The sequence below is a fragment of the Oceanobacillus kimchii X50 genome, assembly GCF_000340475.1.
GTDB lineage: Bacteria > Bacillota > Bacilli > Bacillales > Amphibacillaceae > Oceanobacillus > Oceanobacillus kimchii.
Map to the genome: position 1 here is coordinate 3727334 of NZ_CM001792.1, position 15481 is coordinate 3742814.

Below are 15481 nucleotides of genomic sequence, written 5' to 3' on the forward strand. Positions count from 1 at the left end.
AATTTACGCTATTTTAAATGGGAATTTCTTGGTTTATCAACTATTATACATTGAATCGGAAATGAATAACATCTCCATCTTGTACGATGTACTCTTTTCCTTCTAGTCTTACTTTTCCTCTTTCTCGTGCTGTTGCCATATTTTCAGCATCAACAAGATCTGTATAAGATACGGTTTCTGCACGAATAAACCCTCTTTCAAAGTCCGTATGAATAATTCCTGCTGCTTGTGGGGCCTTTATGCCTTTACGGAATGTCCACGCACGTACTTCTTGTTCTCCAGCTGTAAAATACGTAGCTAGTCCAAGTAAATTATACGATGCTTTAATAAGTTGATCTAGGCCAGATTCTGCGATTCCTAAATCCTCTAGGAACTCTTCTTTTTCCTCAGGCTCTAATTCCGAAATTTCTTCTTCAATACGAGCGCAAACAATGATTACTTCTGCATTTTCACCTGCAGCATGCGCTTTTACTTTTTGTACATATTCATTTCCATCTGGATCAGAGACTTCATCTTCACTCACATTTGCAACATATAATGTTGGTTTACTAGTTAGTAAATGCAAGCCTTTCACAATTTTCCATTGCTCTTCTGAAAACTCTAATGCACGAACAGGCTTATCATTTTCTAATCCTTCTTTCACTATAGCTAATACTGCTTGTTCTGCTACAGCGTCTTTATCTTTTTGTCGAGCTAGCTTCTCTACACGCTGATATCGCTTATTAACAGTATCTAAATCTGCTAGAATTAACTCTAAATTAATAATTTCGATATCATCAATCGGATCCACCTTACCAGAAACATGCGTAATATTCTCATCTTCAAAGCAACGAACAACCTGACAGATTGCATCTACTTGACGAATGTGAGATAAGAACTGGTTTCCAAGGCCTTCACCTTTACTAGCGCCTTTAACAATTCCTGCTATATCTGTAAATTCAAATGCAGTAGGTACTGTTTTCTTTGGATTTACAAGTTCGGTTAATTTATTTAATCGTTCGTCAGGTACTTCCACGATTCCTACATTTGGATCAATCGTTGCAAATGGGTAATTTGCAGCTTCTGCTCCAGCTTGTGTAATCGCATTAAAAAGTGTTGATTTTCCAACATTCGGAAGACCTACGATTCCTGCTGTTAATGCCATACTTCTTTTTCCACTCCTTAAGGATTCCATTCATATGAAGGCTTTCATTAATCCAATTATAGATATTAGACATAAAAAAAACAAGCAAGTAAAAAACAAAAACAGGCATGAATCCACGCCCGTTTTTGCTTTACCCTAATACATTTTTAAAAAACATTTCTCTATATACACCTATTATACTATTTAACTACAGTTTTAGTCAATTTTATCTAATTATTTATCCCTGGTTATTTCCTTTTTCTAGTACTTTCTTCATTTTTTTAGTGAAATCCCTTCTAGGAATCATCACACTATGTTGGCATCCTAAACATTTAATTCGAATATCCATCCCCATTCGAATAATTTTCCAACGATTTTCTCCACAAGGATGTGCTTTTTTCATTTGGACAACATCATTTAGGCCGAATTCTTTCTCCATCATGCGTATCTCCTTTTTTTCTTACCATTATAGCAATTCATTACGCATTATTCATCATCACGTGCTTTAGAACGTTCTAGTTCACTTCGTACTTCACCTTTAGATACTTCTCGTCCTTGTACACCGCGAATTTGATCTCGATCGATTGTTAAACGCTCTTTTTCTTCTTTTGAATACATAATGATTCTAGATGCTGGCAACTCTATACCAGACTTAAATAATTTATCTTGAAGTTCTTTACGAATATTACGTTCAGCTGCCCACTGGAATCCAGGAGATGTATCTGCAATAATTCGAATAACATAATGCGAAACATCCAAGCTTTGAACACCAATAATTTGGGGAACTTCTAGTAGAAATTCATATTTATTTGGTAGTTCTGCAGCAACTTCTTCAATTACTTTTTCTGCTTCATAAACATCACTTTCATAAGGAATATTCACATCAACAATAGCTAATCCATTATGAATAGAATAATTGGTTACTTGCGTCACATTCCCATTAGGAACCACATTTAATTCCCCAGTCCAGCTAAGTATTTTTGTCGTACGTAATCCAATTTCTTCTACAGTACCTTCGACTCCAGACACTGCTACATAGTCTCCTACAGAGAATTGATCTTCAAAAATAATGAAAAATCCAGAGATAATATCTCGAACAAGGTTTTGAGCGCCAAAACCAATAGCTAAACCTGCTACCCCTGCACCAGCAAGTAATGGTCCAATTTCAAAGTTAAATACACCTAAAATCATTACAATCGCTAAGAAATAAACGACATATGCAACGACATTTTTAATTAGTTTTTTTAATGTGTTTTCTCTTCGTTCCGTAATTCGAATAGGACCAGATTGTCGTTGAACAAAGAATTTATCTACAAATTTTCTCGTAACTTTTACAATCAATAAAGCTAGTAAAATAATTACTACAATTTGTAAAGCACCTTGAAATATTCCTACCCATAAATCTGGATTACTTAAGTAATTCCAAAGTCTTTCCCATTGTCGATTCAAAAAATCCATTGCTACCTAACTCCTTCTCCCGTTGTCTATGTTCTTTTATGTCTATTTACTATTCCCCACACAGGATAAAGTAATAGTCTTGCCAATACATAGAGATTTAATATGGCATAAATAGGATATAAAACACTAATAAGGTTTGAAAATCCAAAAGTAGTAAGTGGTATCATAATAATTAATGTTACCAAAACAATCAAGTACATTGGCTTTTGGATATAGTACTGTACCCTTGTAGCAATTCCTAAAACACCCGATGCAGCTGTTGTAAATATAGCAAACCATAACAGAATGGACATAATGATTACCATACTTAATGGATAATGTTTTAGAATGGCAAACAAAGGGATTTCATATAATATAATTTCATCTGCTATTTGAATTAAGCTATTGTTATAGATATAAGATACCGCCCCTAAAGCCAGTCCACTTCCAATGCAAGATATTATGATTTCTTTTTGACTCGTTACTTTATTACCAATAGCTCCCAATACAGCAATGAGCGGTAAGATATTCAAAGCTGTAAATGGAAAGGCAGCCATCCAGTTCCTCTGTTCCTCCCAATGGGAAAGTAAGTGGAGATCTTGGTCAACTGTAAATTTCAATAATACTAAAAGCAACCCTCCTATTAATATCGGTAAAATAAATTGATTGATCGTTAATAATCCATTAATTCCTTTTCTAAATAACAAAACAAGAATGACTACAATTAACACTATACCCCAACTATAATGTAGATTAAACGCTTGACCTGTAGCACCGCTCCCAGCGATCATAATCATCGTAGTTGTAAATAAGTACAGCATGATTAATAAATCGAATGCTTTTGTTAATTTCTCTCCTACTATCTCTTTTAAAACCGGTAAATAGTTTGTTGATTGCAAACGATAACTAATTTGCATAATAACAATACAACAAATCGAAAAAAATATAGCAAACAGTACAATAGCTAGTCCACTTTCATGGCCAAAAAATTGCCAAAGCTCTCTCCCTGAAGCATAACCTGCTCCTATCGTTGTTCCTAAAATGAGTGTTATCCACTTTAGGCATGATCTCCACATATAGTTTCCTCCAATTCATAATTTACACGTATAGTTCGAACAAAAAAGCCGTATACTATACCAATATGATTTTGGAGGATAAGCTATGAATCTAAAACAACGATTTGGCCAAGAATCTTCATTATTAAGGTTACATTATAAAGAAAATAATTTACCTTCATTGATGTGCCAACATATTATGAATTGGTTTCCATATCAGCCTCGTGAGTATGTAGCTGTTTGTATCGGAACAGATCGTTCTACCGGAGATGCATTAGGTCCATTAACTGGTATGTATTTTGAAACATATAAACCAAGGCATATACGAGTTTATGGTACGATTCATGAGCCTGTACACGCAGTAAATTTAGAAGAGTCATTGGAACGAATTTATAAGCTACACAATAACCCGTTTATTATCGCCATAGATGCTTGTCTCGGCCGTAGTACATCAATTGGACACATTATCACTGAAAAGAAGTCCTTACAGCCAGGAACAGCCTTAAATAAAACATTACCAGCTGTTGGGGATATAAGTATTACGGGAGTAGTAAATGTCAGTGGATTTATGGAACATTCTATTTTACAAAACACAAGATTATCTGTGGTGATGGACATGGCAAAACAAGTATCTGGCATCTTAGAAGATATTGATGATCAATTAACTTACGTTCGGATTCCTACTGTCATTCAAGCACGTAAAGAAAAATCAAACCCAGAAATAATATAGAAAGTAAAACTAGCATGCAATGGAGGGCTCGTTCATGCTCGTTCATCCCCACTGCATGCCAGTGCAACAGAATCGAATTTTTATGAGTAGGATAAATTAGAGCTTTCAGCAGCATAAATTTACTTAATACGCTATTAAAAATAAATACAATTCTCTCGAGCTCTTTCTATCTAAAGAAATTGCACAATACTATAAATAATAATAACTGTCCCAATTGAAGGGAGGAGGTTTCCAATTCTAATCTTTGTTATATTTAATAGATTTAATCCAATTGCTACGATTAATAATCCCCCTACTGCTGTCAGTTCAATAATTAATCCATCTAGGAACACAGGTGATACCCAATTTTCAATTTGTGTTGCAAATAAAGCGATTAAACCTTGGTATACGACAACTGGGATAACCGATAAAATGACTCCAAAACCTAAAGTAGTCGTTAACACAAGCGATGTGAATCCATCAATGACACCCTTCGTCATCAATACTTCATGATCACCACGAATTCCACTATCTAATGCACCGATAATCGCCATTGCTCCAATACAGAATATTAAAGAAGCCGTAACAAAACCTTGAGCTATACTCGTTTCTTCACTCTTTGTTGATACTCTATTGCCCACCCATTCACCCAGTTGATTCAAGCGCTCTTCTAACCCTATAGCTTCACCTATTAAAGCTCCAGTAAGCAAACTTAGTAATACGATTATAATCTGATCTGTTTCAAATGCCATCTGTAAACCTATAAGGAAAACTACTAAGCCTATTCCATTCATCACAGTTTCTTTATACTTTTCGGGGATTTTCGTAAAAAATAAGCCAAGAATACTTCCAATTACAATTAATATTCCATTTACTACTGTACCAAGTAAGACCATATATTCTTCTCCTATTTATCATTGATGTTTATAACATTGTTCCACGTGAAACAATTGTCTAATTATGTAACATAAAATATTTATAACTTGGTTACTAAAGATATTATAATAATTTAACGATTATCCGTATGCAAAGCTAAAAGTCATTCGAAAATAACTCTGAGTGTCTCCTACCTGTTCTATGACATAGATATTTCGATGTCATCATTGACTCTTTCTCCTAATGTTCCACGTGAAACATTTTGTCTAATTATGTAACAATTATTGATAGCTTATAAGTATTTGTAATGCATGTAGAAAAATAGACGATTCCAGTAGGGACAGCTCCTTCTAAAAAGTAAACTTGGATAAGTGTACTTTCTTTTCCAAGTTAGCTGAGGAAGTCCCCGCGGAAAGCGCCTATTAAATCAAATTACGATATTACAATTACTTTTATTTATCAAGGTACTCAATAATACGATTTAAATCATCGTCATTGTAGAATTCTATTTCTATTTTCCCTTTTCGTTTCCCTTTATGGATATGTACAGCAGTTCCTAATACATCTCTTAATGCAGATTCACGCTCTTGAATGAATATATCTCTTTTTGGCTTTTCTTTTGGTTTTGCTGGTTTTTCATTCATCTCTACGATTGCTTTTTCAACTTGTCGTACATTCCATTTTTCTTTACGAATTCGTTGTACTAGTGGAAGTAAATATTCCTTCTTTTTTAATCCTAATAAAGCTCGTCCATGACCCATCGATAGTTCTCCATTATTAATATAGGCAACTACTTGGTCTGGTAGAGATAATAAGCGCACCATATTTGCTATATGAGAGCGACTTTTGCCTAATCGTTTGGATAATTCATCCTGGGTTAACTTTAATTCTTCAATAAGATTAGCATATGCTTGTGCTTCTTCGATTGGAGTAAGGTCTTCACGCTGTAAATTCTCTAACAACGCAATTTCCATCATTTTATCATCATCTAACTGTTTCACGACCGCTGGTATTGTTTTTAACCCAGCTTCTTTTGCAGCACGGAAGCGTCTTTCGCCAACAACAATTTCATAACCTTTTATACTTTTTCGTACTGTAATTGGTTGTATAATTCCATATTCTTTTATAGAATTTTTTAATTCCTCAATTGAATCCGTATGAAATGTTTTTCTTGGTTGATATGGATTTGGTCGACAGGACTGAATATCAATATCTTGTACTTCATCGCCGCTATGCTGTATTAATGCGTCTAATCCTTTACCTAACCCTCTCGCCATTAGCCATCACTTCCTTCGCTAGATCAAGATAAACCTCTGCTCCTCTAGATTTAGGATCATAAGAGATTATTGGTAATCCATGACTCGGTGCTTCTCCTAAACGGACATTTCTAGGAATAATTGTTTGATAGACTTTATCCTGAAAGTATTTTTTCACTTCTTCAATTACTTGAATACCAAGGTTTGTACGTGCATCAAGCATCGTTAATAAGACACCCTCGATCATTAATTGTTGATTAAGATGCTTTTGTACAAGTCTTATTGTATTTAATAACTGGCTTAGACCTTCTAATGCATAATACTCACACTGTACAGGAATTATCACTGTATCCGAAGCAGTTAACGCATTAATCGTTAACAGTCCTAAAGAAGGAGGGCAATCAATAATAACAAAATCATATTGATCCTTCACTGCTTCTAAAGCTGTTTTCAAGCGAATCTCCCTAGAGATTATTGGTACTAACTCTATTTCAGCCCCTGCAAGCTGAATTGTCGCAGGAATAATATCTAATTGCTCCATCTCTGAATGAACAATTACTTCTTCCGCTGTAGCATCTTCTACGAGAATATTATAAATACATTGACTAACATCTGCTTTGTTTACACCGACACCACTTGTCGCATTCCCTTGTGGGTCTGTATCAACTAGTAATACTTTATTTCCTAAAGATGCCAGACAAGCACTTAAATTCACAGATGAAGTTGTTTTCCCTACGCCACCTTTTTGATTTGCGATGGAAATTATTTTACCCATGTTGACACCTACCTAACTATATAAACTATATTACCACTAATTAAAGAACTGCGACTATTAAATCTACGAATTTAGCGAAATTGTAATATCAATAGCAAAGAAATACCCATCTTATTAACGTAGATGGGTTGCATAGTGCTGCTATAAAAATAATAAATTCTATTGATTTTTTTTCGGTATTTTTATCGTTATTTGATAGTAATCATCTAACTCTTTTTCATCTGATTCTACTTCTACACCTGTATCAGAAACCATATTAAGTGATTGACGAATCGTATTCATCGCGATTCGTATGTCTTTGTTTACACCTTTAAACTTCGGTTTTGGTTTTTTCTTGTCATTTGGTTCGTTCATTTGTACGATTCGATCTTCTGTTTGTTTTACATTTAAACCTTTTTCTAATATTTCATGTAAAACAGCTATTTGTTGATCTTCTTGTTTTAGCTTAATTAGTGCTCGGGCATGTCTTTCTGATATTGCTTTATCTAATAAGGCTGTTTGTACTTCTTCAGGAAGTTTTAATAACCTTAGTTTATTGGCAACCGTCGATTGATTCTTCCCTAGTCTTTGTGCAAGTGCTTCTTGTGTTAATGAATGTAATTCTAATAATTTAGCATAAGCAACTGCCTCTTCAATTACAGTTAGTTCTTCTCGTTGTAGATTCTCTATGAGTGCTACAGAAGCAGTTTCCGTATCTGTCATATCTCGAATAATCGCAGATACGTGCTCCCAACCTAAATGTTGAACTGCACGCCATCTTCTCTCTCCTGCAATTAATTCATATGAATCTTCTTCCTCTAACTTTCGAACAACAATAGGTTGAATCATCCCGTGTGTATGGATGGTTTGTGCAAGTTCTTTAATTTTTTCTTCCTGAAAGATTGTACGTGGTTGATAACGATTTGGATGAATGTTATCTACATTTATTTGAATGACCTCATCAGCAGAATATTCTACCTGATTTTCTACTTCATCCGTATCGATATTCTCCTTTTCACTCTTTCCAAATATACGATTAAAAGGATGCACCAATTCTTGACACCACCTTCAAAATTTAACAAACTATAAATCTTCAATATAATATCTATGTAAAAATGTTTCACGTGAAACATTTTATGAATTTTTAGATTACATTACGTTTTTCACTTATCTTAGCTAAACCTATTTTACCATATCTATCGAAGAAAAAGTATATAATAGAATACAAGAAGTGATAATTAAATATTAGTTTTTTGTCTTATTCTATTGGCTCTTTGTTTGGTAAGCCTGCTTTTCGTGGATATTTTTTCGGTGTTTGACGTTTTTTTGAAATTATTATAATCGATCTTTCACTTTCTTCTATTGGTAAAGAGAACGTATGGATTTCTTCTACTTCCCCACCTAATAATTCAATAGCAGGTTTTCCAACTTCTAATTCATCTTTTGCTTGCGCACCCTTCATCGCAATGAATACACCATTCTTTTTAACAAGTGGTAAACAAAGCTCACTTAATACAGACATGCGCGCTACCGCACGAGCTGTTACTATATCAAAACTTTCACGAAACGTTTTATTTTTTCCGAAATTTTCAGCTCTGTCATGATAAAATGCAACATTTGATAATTCTAATTTTGTTGCTAAATGGTTTAGAAATGTAATTCTTTTTTTCAAGGAATCCACGATGGTAACTTTTAATTGAGGAAAGACAATTTTTAAAGGAATACTTGGAAATCCCGCTCCTGCCCCAATATCACAAATAGAAATTTCTTGATTAAAATCATGATAAAATGCAGCTGTAACGCAATCATAAAAATGCTTAACATACACTTCTTCTTGATCAGTAATTGCAGTCAAATTTACTTTTTGATTCCATTCTACTAGTTCTTGGAAATAAATGGAAAATTGTTCTATTTGTTTTTCAGATAAATTTATTCCCTTTTCTTTTAATGCTTGTACAAATTGTTCTGGTTTCATGAGATCCTCCCTTAATTACTTTTATAAGGAAAAAGCGACGCATACTTGTGACGCGCCGCTATATAATCAATCATTTGCTACTTTCGCAATACTTCCTTGTTCAATATACACAAGTAATATTGATATATCAGCAGGATTTACTCCAGATATACGTGATGCTTGTCCAACAGAGAGTGGACGTACTTTTTTCAGTTTTTCCACTGCTTCTGTAGCTATTCCATTAATTACATCATAATCAATATGCTCAGGTATCTTCTTATCTTCCATTTTAAGCATTCGCTCTACTTGTTCTTTTGCTTTTTTAATATATCCTTCATATTTGATTTGAATAGCGACCTGTTCTTTCACTTCTTCTGAGAGTTCCAAATTACTTTCTATCATTTGATCAACGATATCATAAGATAGTTCTGGACGCTTCATTAAATCATACGCTTTTATTGCTTCCTTTAAGCGGGATGCTCCAGCATTTTCCATGATTTGTTTAATATCTTCCGTTGGTTTAATGATAATTTTGTTTAATCGTTTCTTTTCTTCTTCAATTTGCTGTTTTTTATTGGTAAATCGTTGATAACGTTCCTCGGTAATCAGACCATAATCATACCCGATTTCTGTGAGGCGCAAATCAGCATTATCATGTCGTAATAATAAACGATATTCCGCTCGAGAAGTTAGCAGGCGATAAGGCTCATTAGTCCCTTTCGTAACTAAATCATCGATCATAACACCGATATAAGCTTGTGAACGATCCAAAATAATAGGTTCTTTATTTAATGACTTCGCTGCAGCGTTCATTCCTGCCATTAATCCTTGTCCAGCGGCTTCTTCATATCCAGAAGTACCATTAATTTGACCAGCTGTAAACAATCCTGGCAAACGTTTCGTTTCTAAAGTCGGCCATAGTTGAGTTGGTACTACTGCATCATATTCAATCGCATAACCGGCACGCATAATTTCTGCTTTTTCCAATCCAGGAATGGATTTAATCATTTTATGCTGGATACTTTCTGGTAATGAAGTAGATAGTCCTTGAACGTACACTTCCTCGGTATCTCTTCCTTCTGGTTCTAAGAAAATTTGGTGACGTGGTTTATCATTAAAACGCACGATCTTATCTTCAATAGAAGGACAATAACGAGGACCCGTTCCACGTTTCATCCCAGAATACATCGAAGATAACCCTAAATTATCATTAATCACTTGGTGGGTAAATTCATTCGTATACGTTAACCAACAAGGGATTTGATCCGTTATTTGCTCCGTAGTCTCATAAGAAAATGATTTCGGATTGTCGTCTCCTGGCTGTATCTCTGTTTTTGAATAATCGATGGTATGACTATTAACTCTTGGTGGCGTACCAGTTTTAAAACGAGTTAACTCAAATCCATGTTTTTCGAGATCCTCGGATAATTTAATCGAAACGCGTTGATTATTTGGACCACTTTCATATTCGAGATCCCCCATTAATACTTTTCCTCGCATAAATGTACCAGTCGTTACAATAACAGAATCTGCATAGTAAGCTGCATGTGTTTCTGTAATAACACCTTTACAGATCCCATCCTCGACGATTAATTCATTTACCATACCTTGGCGTATAGTAAGATTTTCCTCATTTTCCATTAAATGCTTCATTTCTTTCATATAAATCGGCTTATCCGCTTGTGCACGCAATGCTTGCACTGCTGGACCTTTACCTGTATTCAACATACGCATTTGAATATAACTTTTATCAATTACTTTACCCATAATTCCACCAAGCGCATCAATTTCACGAACAACGATCCCTTTGGCAGGACCACCAATAGATGGATTACATGGCATAAAAGCAATCATATCTAAATTAAGTGTCAACATTAACGTCTTTGCTCCCATACGAGCAGCAGCATATGCTGATTCTACTCCCGCATGGCCAGCACCAACAACGATGACATCATAATTACCTGCATTATAGGTCATGTTTTCTCTTCCTTTCCATAAAATTTATTTTCCTAAACAAAATTGCGAGAATAACTGATCAATTAGGCTATCACTAGCAGTATCACCGATGATTTCTCCCATGAACTCCCATGATCTTGTCACATCAATTTGAACGATATCCATCGGCATTCCTAATTCAATACCTTCCATCGCATCTTCCAAAGCTTGTTTCGCTTGTTTTAGTAGCTGTATATGACGGGCATTGGACACATACGTCATATCACCAGTATCTATATCCCCGGTAAAGAACGTATCTGCAATGGCTTTTTCAAGCTCATCTACTCCTTGTTCTTCTAGTAAAGCAGTAGTAACAACTGGTCTTTCTTTTGCAAATTCACGCACTTTATCTAAATCCAATTGTTGCTGTAAATCTGTTTTATTGATAATCACAATATATTCTAATCCATCTACCGCTTCAAATAATTTCATATCGTCCTCAGATAATGGTTCATTATAATTAAGCACAAATAAAATTAAATCCGATTCTTTCAACACTTGTCTCGAACGATCGACACCAATTCTCTCTACGATATCCTCAGTCTCTCTTATTCCTGCAGTATCTACTAAACGTAATGGAACTCCTCGCACATTGACATATTCTTCAATTATATCACGTGTCGTTCCTGGTATTTCTGTTACGATTGCTTTATTTTCTTGCACAAGCGTATTCATTAAAGATGATTTCCCTACGTTTGGACGACCAATAATAGCAGTAGACAAACCTTCGCGTAAAATCTTCCCTTGTTGGGCTATTTGTAAAAGTTTATCTAATTCATCCCGAACTTCCTTTGATTTTTCCTTCATCATTGCATGCGACATTTCTTCTACATCGTCATATTCAGGATAATCAATATTTACTTCTACATGAGCAACTGTTTCTAACAATTCTTGGCGCAACTTCTGAATTAGTTTGGATAAACGTCCATCCATCTGTTTTAATGCAACAGACATTGCCTTATCTGTTTTTGCACGAATTAAATCCATCACTGCTTCTGCTTGAGATAAATCAATTCTTCCGTGTAAAAACGCACGTTTCGTAAATTCACCCGGTTCTGCTAAACGCACACCTTTTGCTAAAATAATTTCCAACACACGATTAACAGCAACCATACCACCGTGACAATTGATTTCTACCACATCTTCACGTGTAAATGTCTTTGGTGCACGCATAACAGAAACCATGACTTCTTCTGCAACCTCGTTCGTACTAGGGTCAATTATTTTTCCATATTGGATCGTATGTGAAGGAGCCTCTTGTAGATTCTTACCTTCAAATATTTGTGAAGTAATTGCAATTGCTTCTGGCCCACTTAAACGAACGATTGCAATAGCGCCCTCCCCAACAGGAGTCGATATCGCCGTTATTGTATCTGTATCCAACATTTTTGTCACCTCCACACATTGTCGACTACCTTACTACGATGAATAATCGTCCGTACAAACTCTCATCCTTGGGAGCAAACGGCACGTACACACCATAATAAGTCTCGCTAAACCATCAATAAGAGATAAACATTCCCATTGATAATAGTCTTACTATATCTATTAAAATCACATCATTATATTTGTTGTCACTAACAAACTAGAATAACACAATTACATAAAAAAATAAACTTATCCACATCAATAATTTGTTACCTTTTCATACCAAAGTTATACACATGTGGATAAATAACCGAGATTAACTTTTTTTTACCAATTAAAAACACCCTTTATTATAAAGGATGTTTTTAAAGTTTCTATTTCTTTCTCGGTAATTTTTCATGTTTCTGTTGTTGATCGTCAATTGTACCTTCCATATACGTATCCGATACTTGTTCATGCGATGTTGCCATTCCTTGAGATAGTTGATCATCTTTATAATAATCGGAATACTGATATGTTTTATCAGCGACGCTTTTAGATCGTTCCGTTTTTTTATCTGACACCATTTATTCACCCTCTCTTTATACGAGATAGGTTTAATATGTGTGAAAAGCGTAGGTATTACACTATATTTTTTCATTCAAAAAACCGGTCAATTAATCCAAATATAATATCTAGATTACTGGCCGGTTTTTATAACAAATTTTTTATGCTATCATGATGGTTTAATTACAATATGTCGATGGGGTTCCACACCATCTGAATACGTCGAAATATCTTTTTGGTCTTGTAAAATACTATGAATGATTTTACGTTCAAATGCTGGCATTGGCTCTAAAACAACCGTTTTTTTAGTTCTTAAAGCTTTATCCGCCATACGAGAAGCTAATGTTTCCAATGTTTCTTTTCGTCTACCTCGATAGCCTTCCGCATCAAGCGTTACCGTATAGTAAGTATCACTTTGTCTGTTAATCGCCAAATGGACTAAATATTGAAGGGAGTTCAATGTCTGTCCTCGTTTACCGATTAATACTGCGATTTGATCACCACTCATAGTATAAGTGACGTGATTTCCATCAACAGTGGTATCTAAATCGATAGAGAGATTCATGTTGCTAGTTACTTCTTTTATAAATTTTTCCGTCTCTTGCACGGGATCTTTCGCTATACAAACCTTAACAACTGCGCGTTTAGATCCAAAGATGCCTAGTACACCTTTTTTTCCTTCATCAATGACATCAATTTCTACTTGATCTCTAGTTGCATTCAATTGAGCTAATGCAGATTGAATTGCTTCTTCAACTGATTGACCGCTAGCAGTTACTTCTCTCACTATCTTTCCCCTCCATTATTTTTTAGCCATCATTGGCTTATTAATAAGAAGCGTTTGGAATACCATAAATACGTTACCTGTAACCCAGTATAATGCCAACGCTGCTGGGAAGAAGAATGCCATTACACCAATCATAATCGGCATTACGTATAGCATAATCTGCATTTGTAATTTCATTTGCGGATTACTATTCATCGATGAATTTGTTGACATCATCATTTTCTGTTGTAAGAACGTAAATAATGCAGTTAATATAGGTAAAATATAATCTGGTGATCCTAATTGGAACCATAAGAAACTATGTGTACTAATTTCCGGTGTACGCATAATCGCATGGTACATGGCAACAAATATAGGCATCTGTACCAAGATTGGTAAACACCCTGCTAATGGATTAACTCCATTTTTTTGGAATAATTCCATTGTTTCTTGTTGTAACTTCTGCTGCGTATTTGCATCTTTAGAAGTATACTTCTTTTGAATTTCTTGAAGTTTTGGTTGAATTTCTTGCATCGCCTTAGAACTCTTAATTTGTTTTACATTTAATGGCATAAGTAATAAACGAACAAATATAGTAACGATAATAATAGCAAGTCCATAACCTTCATTAAATATCCCTGCTACTGCCGTAATTAACCAAGAAACTGGATATACAAAAATTGTATTCCAAATACCATCACTATCAGGTGTTATCGGTTCATTAATTTCCGTACAACCTGAAAGTAACATCGTTAGTGCTATTAAAGCAACTATAATTCCAAATTTTTTACGCAACGTTTTTCCTCCTTAACGCTTTCCTTGCTTACTTGTTATTCTAGCTTAATTGTATACATTATTCTATCTTAAACTTGTTTTACTTCTTGTATTTTTAAGTAATCCTTCTTTATATAAAAGATGAGATAAGCTTTTTTTGATTTCTCCACAATTCATGTTTTTAGTTGGATTTCTAGCAATTATAACTATGTCAAAGGCTGGTTTTATATCCGGTTCTAGTTCATGAAATGATTGACGTAAACAACGTTTTATTCTATTTCTCACTACGGCATTGCCAATTTTTTTTCCTACAGAAAGACCTACTCGAAAATGGCTTTGATCATCTATTTTCCGATAATATATTACCAATTGCCGATTCGCGAAAGAATGACCTTTTTTAAATGTATATTGAAATTCTTCATTTTGTTTTATACGATATTGTTTTTTCAACGTCATCACCTTTTACCCACATTAAACCGCCTAAGCTTGTACTTATTTATTAGTATGTATCCATTTATATGCTTTGTAACCCCTAAAATCTATCTATAACAGAAAAAAAACCACTGATTTTTCAGTGGCTTATGCAGATAATACTTTACGTCCTTTGCGACGACGACGAGCTAGTACATTACGTCCATTTTTAGTGCTCATACGTGCGCGAAAGCCGTGAACTTTTTTGCGTTTACGATTATTTGGTTGAAATGTTCTTTTCATGTCTATGCACCTCCTAGGAGAATTCAATTCATATTTAAACTCTTTCATCTTATAACTAATCAATTTAGACAGTCCTTGACATTATACGAAAAAAACAAACTACTTGTCAACCACTATTTAAATCCTCTTTTATCCACAGCTCTTGTTTGCTATT

General features: G+C 34.6%; 17 protein-coding genes. 1 reads left to right on the forward strand and 16 read right to left on the reverse strand.

Going from position 1 to position 15481, the window contains the following annotated elements; all coding sequences use genetic code 11:
• Positions 1 to 43 precede the first annotated feature (43 nt).
• The 4 genes from ychF to C794_RS18930 all read right to left on the reverse strand — a co-directional run bounded on the left by ychF (position 44) and on the right by C794_RS18930 (position 3636).
• Positions 44 to 1144, reverse strand: a complete 1101-nt coding sequence (gene ychF, locus C794_RS18915; RefSeq protein ID WP_017798748.1) for a redox-regulated ATPase YchF — start codon at positions 1142 to 1144, stop codon at positions 44 to 46.
• Positions 1145 to 1361: 217 nt separating this feature from the next.
• Positions 1362 to 1565, reverse strand: coding sequence for a DUF951 domain-containing protein (locus tag C794_RS18920; RefSeq protein ID WP_039819694.1), 204 nt, complete (start codon positions 1563 to 1565; stop codon positions 1362 to 1364).
• A gap of 44 nt (positions 1566 to 1609) precedes the next feature.
• Positions 1610 to 2581 carry a mechanosensitive ion channel family protein gene (locus tag C794_RS18925; RefSeq protein ID WP_017798750.1) on the reverse strand — a complete coding sequence of 324 codons (972 nt, stop codon included), beginning with the start codon at positions 2579 to 2581 and terminating at the stop codon, positions 1610 to 1612.
• A gap of 26 nt (positions 2582 to 2607) precedes the next feature.
• Positions 2608 to 3636 (reverse strand): YkvI family membrane protein, encoded by a 1029-nt coding sequence (locus tag C794_RS18930; RefSeq protein ID WP_017798751.1) that lies wholly within the window; start codon positions 3634 to 3636, stop codon positions 2608 to 2610.
• A gap of 85 nt (positions 3637 to 3721) precedes the next feature.
• Between C794_RS18930 and yyaC the strand changes: the two genes are divergently transcribed.
• Positions 3722 to 4345, forward strand: coding sequence for a spore protease YyaC (yyaC, locus tag C794_RS18935; protein ID WP_017798752.1), 624 nt, complete (start codon positions 3722 to 3724; stop codon positions 4343 to 4345).
• Positions 4346 to 4515: 170 nt separating this feature from the next.
• On the opposite strand, the gene C794_RS18940 is transcribed toward yyaC, so the two are convergent.
• The 12 genes from C794_RS18940 to rpmH form a co-directional block, all read right to left on the reverse strand.
• Positions 4516 to 5220: a DUF554 domain-containing protein gene (locus tag C794_RS18940; RefSeq protein WP_017798753.1), complete on the reverse strand. Its 705-nt coding sequence runs from the start codon at positions 5218 to 5220 to the stop codon at positions 4516 to 4518.
• Positions 5221 to 5652: 432 nt separating this feature from the next.
• A complete protein-coding gene (locus C794_RS18945) occupies positions 5653 to 6477 on the reverse strand; it encodes a ParB/RepB/Spo0J family partition protein (RefSeq protein WP_017798754.1) in 825 nt (274 codons plus the stop codon).
• Positions 6458 to 7231, reverse strand: a complete 774-nt coding sequence (locus C794_RS18950; protein WP_017798755.1) for a ParA family protein — start codon at positions 7229 to 7231, stop codon at positions 6458 to 6460. Before C794_RS18950 ends, C794_RS18945 begins: the two co-directional genes overlap by 20 nt.
• A 159-nt stretch (positions 7232 to 7390) precedes the next feature.
• Complete coding sequence (noc, locus tag C794_RS18955; protein ID WP_017798756.1) at positions 7391 to 8263, reverse strand: nucleoid occlusion protein; 873 nt, start codon at positions 8261 to 8263, stop codon at positions 7391 to 7393.
• Positions 8264 to 8468: 205 nt separating this feature from the next.
• Positions 8469 to 9185: a 16S rRNA (guanine(527)-N(7))-methyltransferase RsmG gene (rsmG, locus tag C794_RS18960; protein ID WP_017798757.1), complete on the reverse strand. Its 717-nt coding sequence runs from the start codon at positions 9183 to 9185 to the stop codon at positions 8469 to 8471.
• A gap of 66 nt (positions 9186 to 9251) precedes the next feature.
• Positions 9252 to 11141, reverse strand: coding sequence for a tRNA uridine-5-carboxymethylaminomethyl(34) synthesis enzyme MnmG (gene mnmG, locus C794_RS18965; RefSeq protein ID WP_017798758.1), 1890 nt, complete (start codon positions 11139 to 11141; stop codon positions 9252 to 9254).
• A gap of 24 nt (positions 11142 to 11165) precedes the next feature.
• On the reverse strand, positions 11166 to 12542 hold the full coding sequence (gene mnmE, locus C794_RS18970; protein WP_026133862.1) for a tRNA uridine-5-carboxymethylaminomethyl(34) synthesis GTPase MnmE: 1377 nt from the start codon (positions 12540 to 12542) through the stop codon (positions 11166 to 11168).
• Between the two features lie 359 nt (positions 12543 to 12901).
• A complete protein-coding gene (locus tag C794_RS18975; protein ID WP_017798760.1) occupies positions 12902 to 13093 on the reverse strand; it encodes a YozQ family protein in 192 nt (63 codons plus the stop codon).
• Positions 13094 to 13242: 149 nt separating this feature from the next.
• Complete coding sequence (gene jag / locus C794_RS18980; protein WP_017798761.1) at positions 13243 to 13860, reverse strand: RNA-binding cell elongation regulator Jag/EloR; 618 nt, start codon at positions 13858 to 13860, stop codon at positions 13243 to 13245.
• A gap of 15 nt (positions 13861 to 13875) precedes the next feature.
• Complete coding sequence (gene yidC, locus C794_RS18985; protein ID WP_017798762.1) at positions 13876 to 14634, reverse strand: membrane protein insertase YidC; 759 nt, start codon at positions 14632 to 14634, stop codon at positions 13876 to 13878.
• A 63-nt stretch (positions 14635 to 14697) separates the two neighbouring features.
• Positions 14698 to 15063: a ribonuclease P protein component gene (rnpA, locus tag C794_RS18990; RefSeq protein WP_026133863.1), complete on the reverse strand. Its 366-nt coding sequence runs from the start codon at positions 15061 to 15063 to the stop codon at positions 14698 to 14700.
• 129 nt (positions 15064 to 15192) lie between these two features.
• Complete coding sequence (rpmH, locus tag C794_RS18995; RefSeq protein WP_011067894.1) at positions 15193 to 15327, reverse strand: 50S ribosomal protein L34; 135 nt, start codon at positions 15325 to 15327, stop codon at positions 15193 to 15195.
• Between the last annotated feature and the right edge of the window lie 154 nt (positions 15328 to 15481).

Excerpts from the sequence above, each read along its gene's own strand:
- ychF (WP_017798748.1), bottom strand. The coding sequence starts at position 1,144 with ATGGCATTAACAGCAGGAATCGTAGGTCTTCCGAATGTTGGAAAATCA.
- C794_RS18920 (WP_039819694.1), bottom strand. The coding sequence starts at position 1,565 with ATGATGGAGAAAGAATTCGGCCTAAATGATGTTGTCCAAATGAAAAAA.
- C794_RS18925 (WP_017798750.1), bottom strand. The coding sequence starts at position 2,581 with ATGGATTTTTTGAATCGACAATGGGAAAGACTTTGGAATTACTTAAGT.
- C794_RS18930 (WP_017798751.1), bottom strand. The coding sequence starts at position 3,636 with ATGTGGAGATCATGCCTAAAGTGGATAACACTCATTTTAGGAACAACG.
- yyaC (WP_017798752.1), top strand. The coding sequence starts at position 3,722 with ATGAATCTAAAACAACGATTTGGCCAAGAATCTTCATTATTAAGGTTA.
- C794_RS18940 (WP_017798753.1), bottom strand. The coding sequence starts at position 5,220 with ATGGTCTTACTTGGTACAGTAGTAAATGGAATATTAATTGTAATTGGA.
- C794_RS18945 (WP_017798754.1), bottom strand. The coding sequence starts at position 6,477 with ATGGCGAGAGGGTTAGGTAAAGGATTAGACGCATTAATACAGCATAGC.
- C794_RS18950 (WP_017798755.1), bottom strand. The coding sequence starts at position 7,231 with ATGGGTAAAATAATTTCCATCGCAAATCAAAAAGGTGGCGTAGGGAAA.
- rsmG (WP_017798757.1), bottom strand. The coding sequence starts at position 9,185 with ATGAAACCAGAACAATTTGTACAAGCATTAAAAGAAAAGGGAATAAAT.
- mnmG (WP_017798758.1), bottom strand. The coding sequence starts at position 11,141 with ATGACCTATAATGCAGGTAATTATGATGTCATCGTTGTTGGTGCTGGC.
- C794_RS18975 (WP_017798760.1), bottom strand. The coding sequence starts at position 13,093 with ATGGTGTCAGATAAAAAAACGGAACGATCTAAAAGCGTCGCTGATAAA.
- rpmH (WP_011067894.1), bottom strand. The coding sequence starts at position 15,327 with ATGAAAAGAACATTTCAACCAAATAATCGTAAACGCAAAAAAGTTCAC.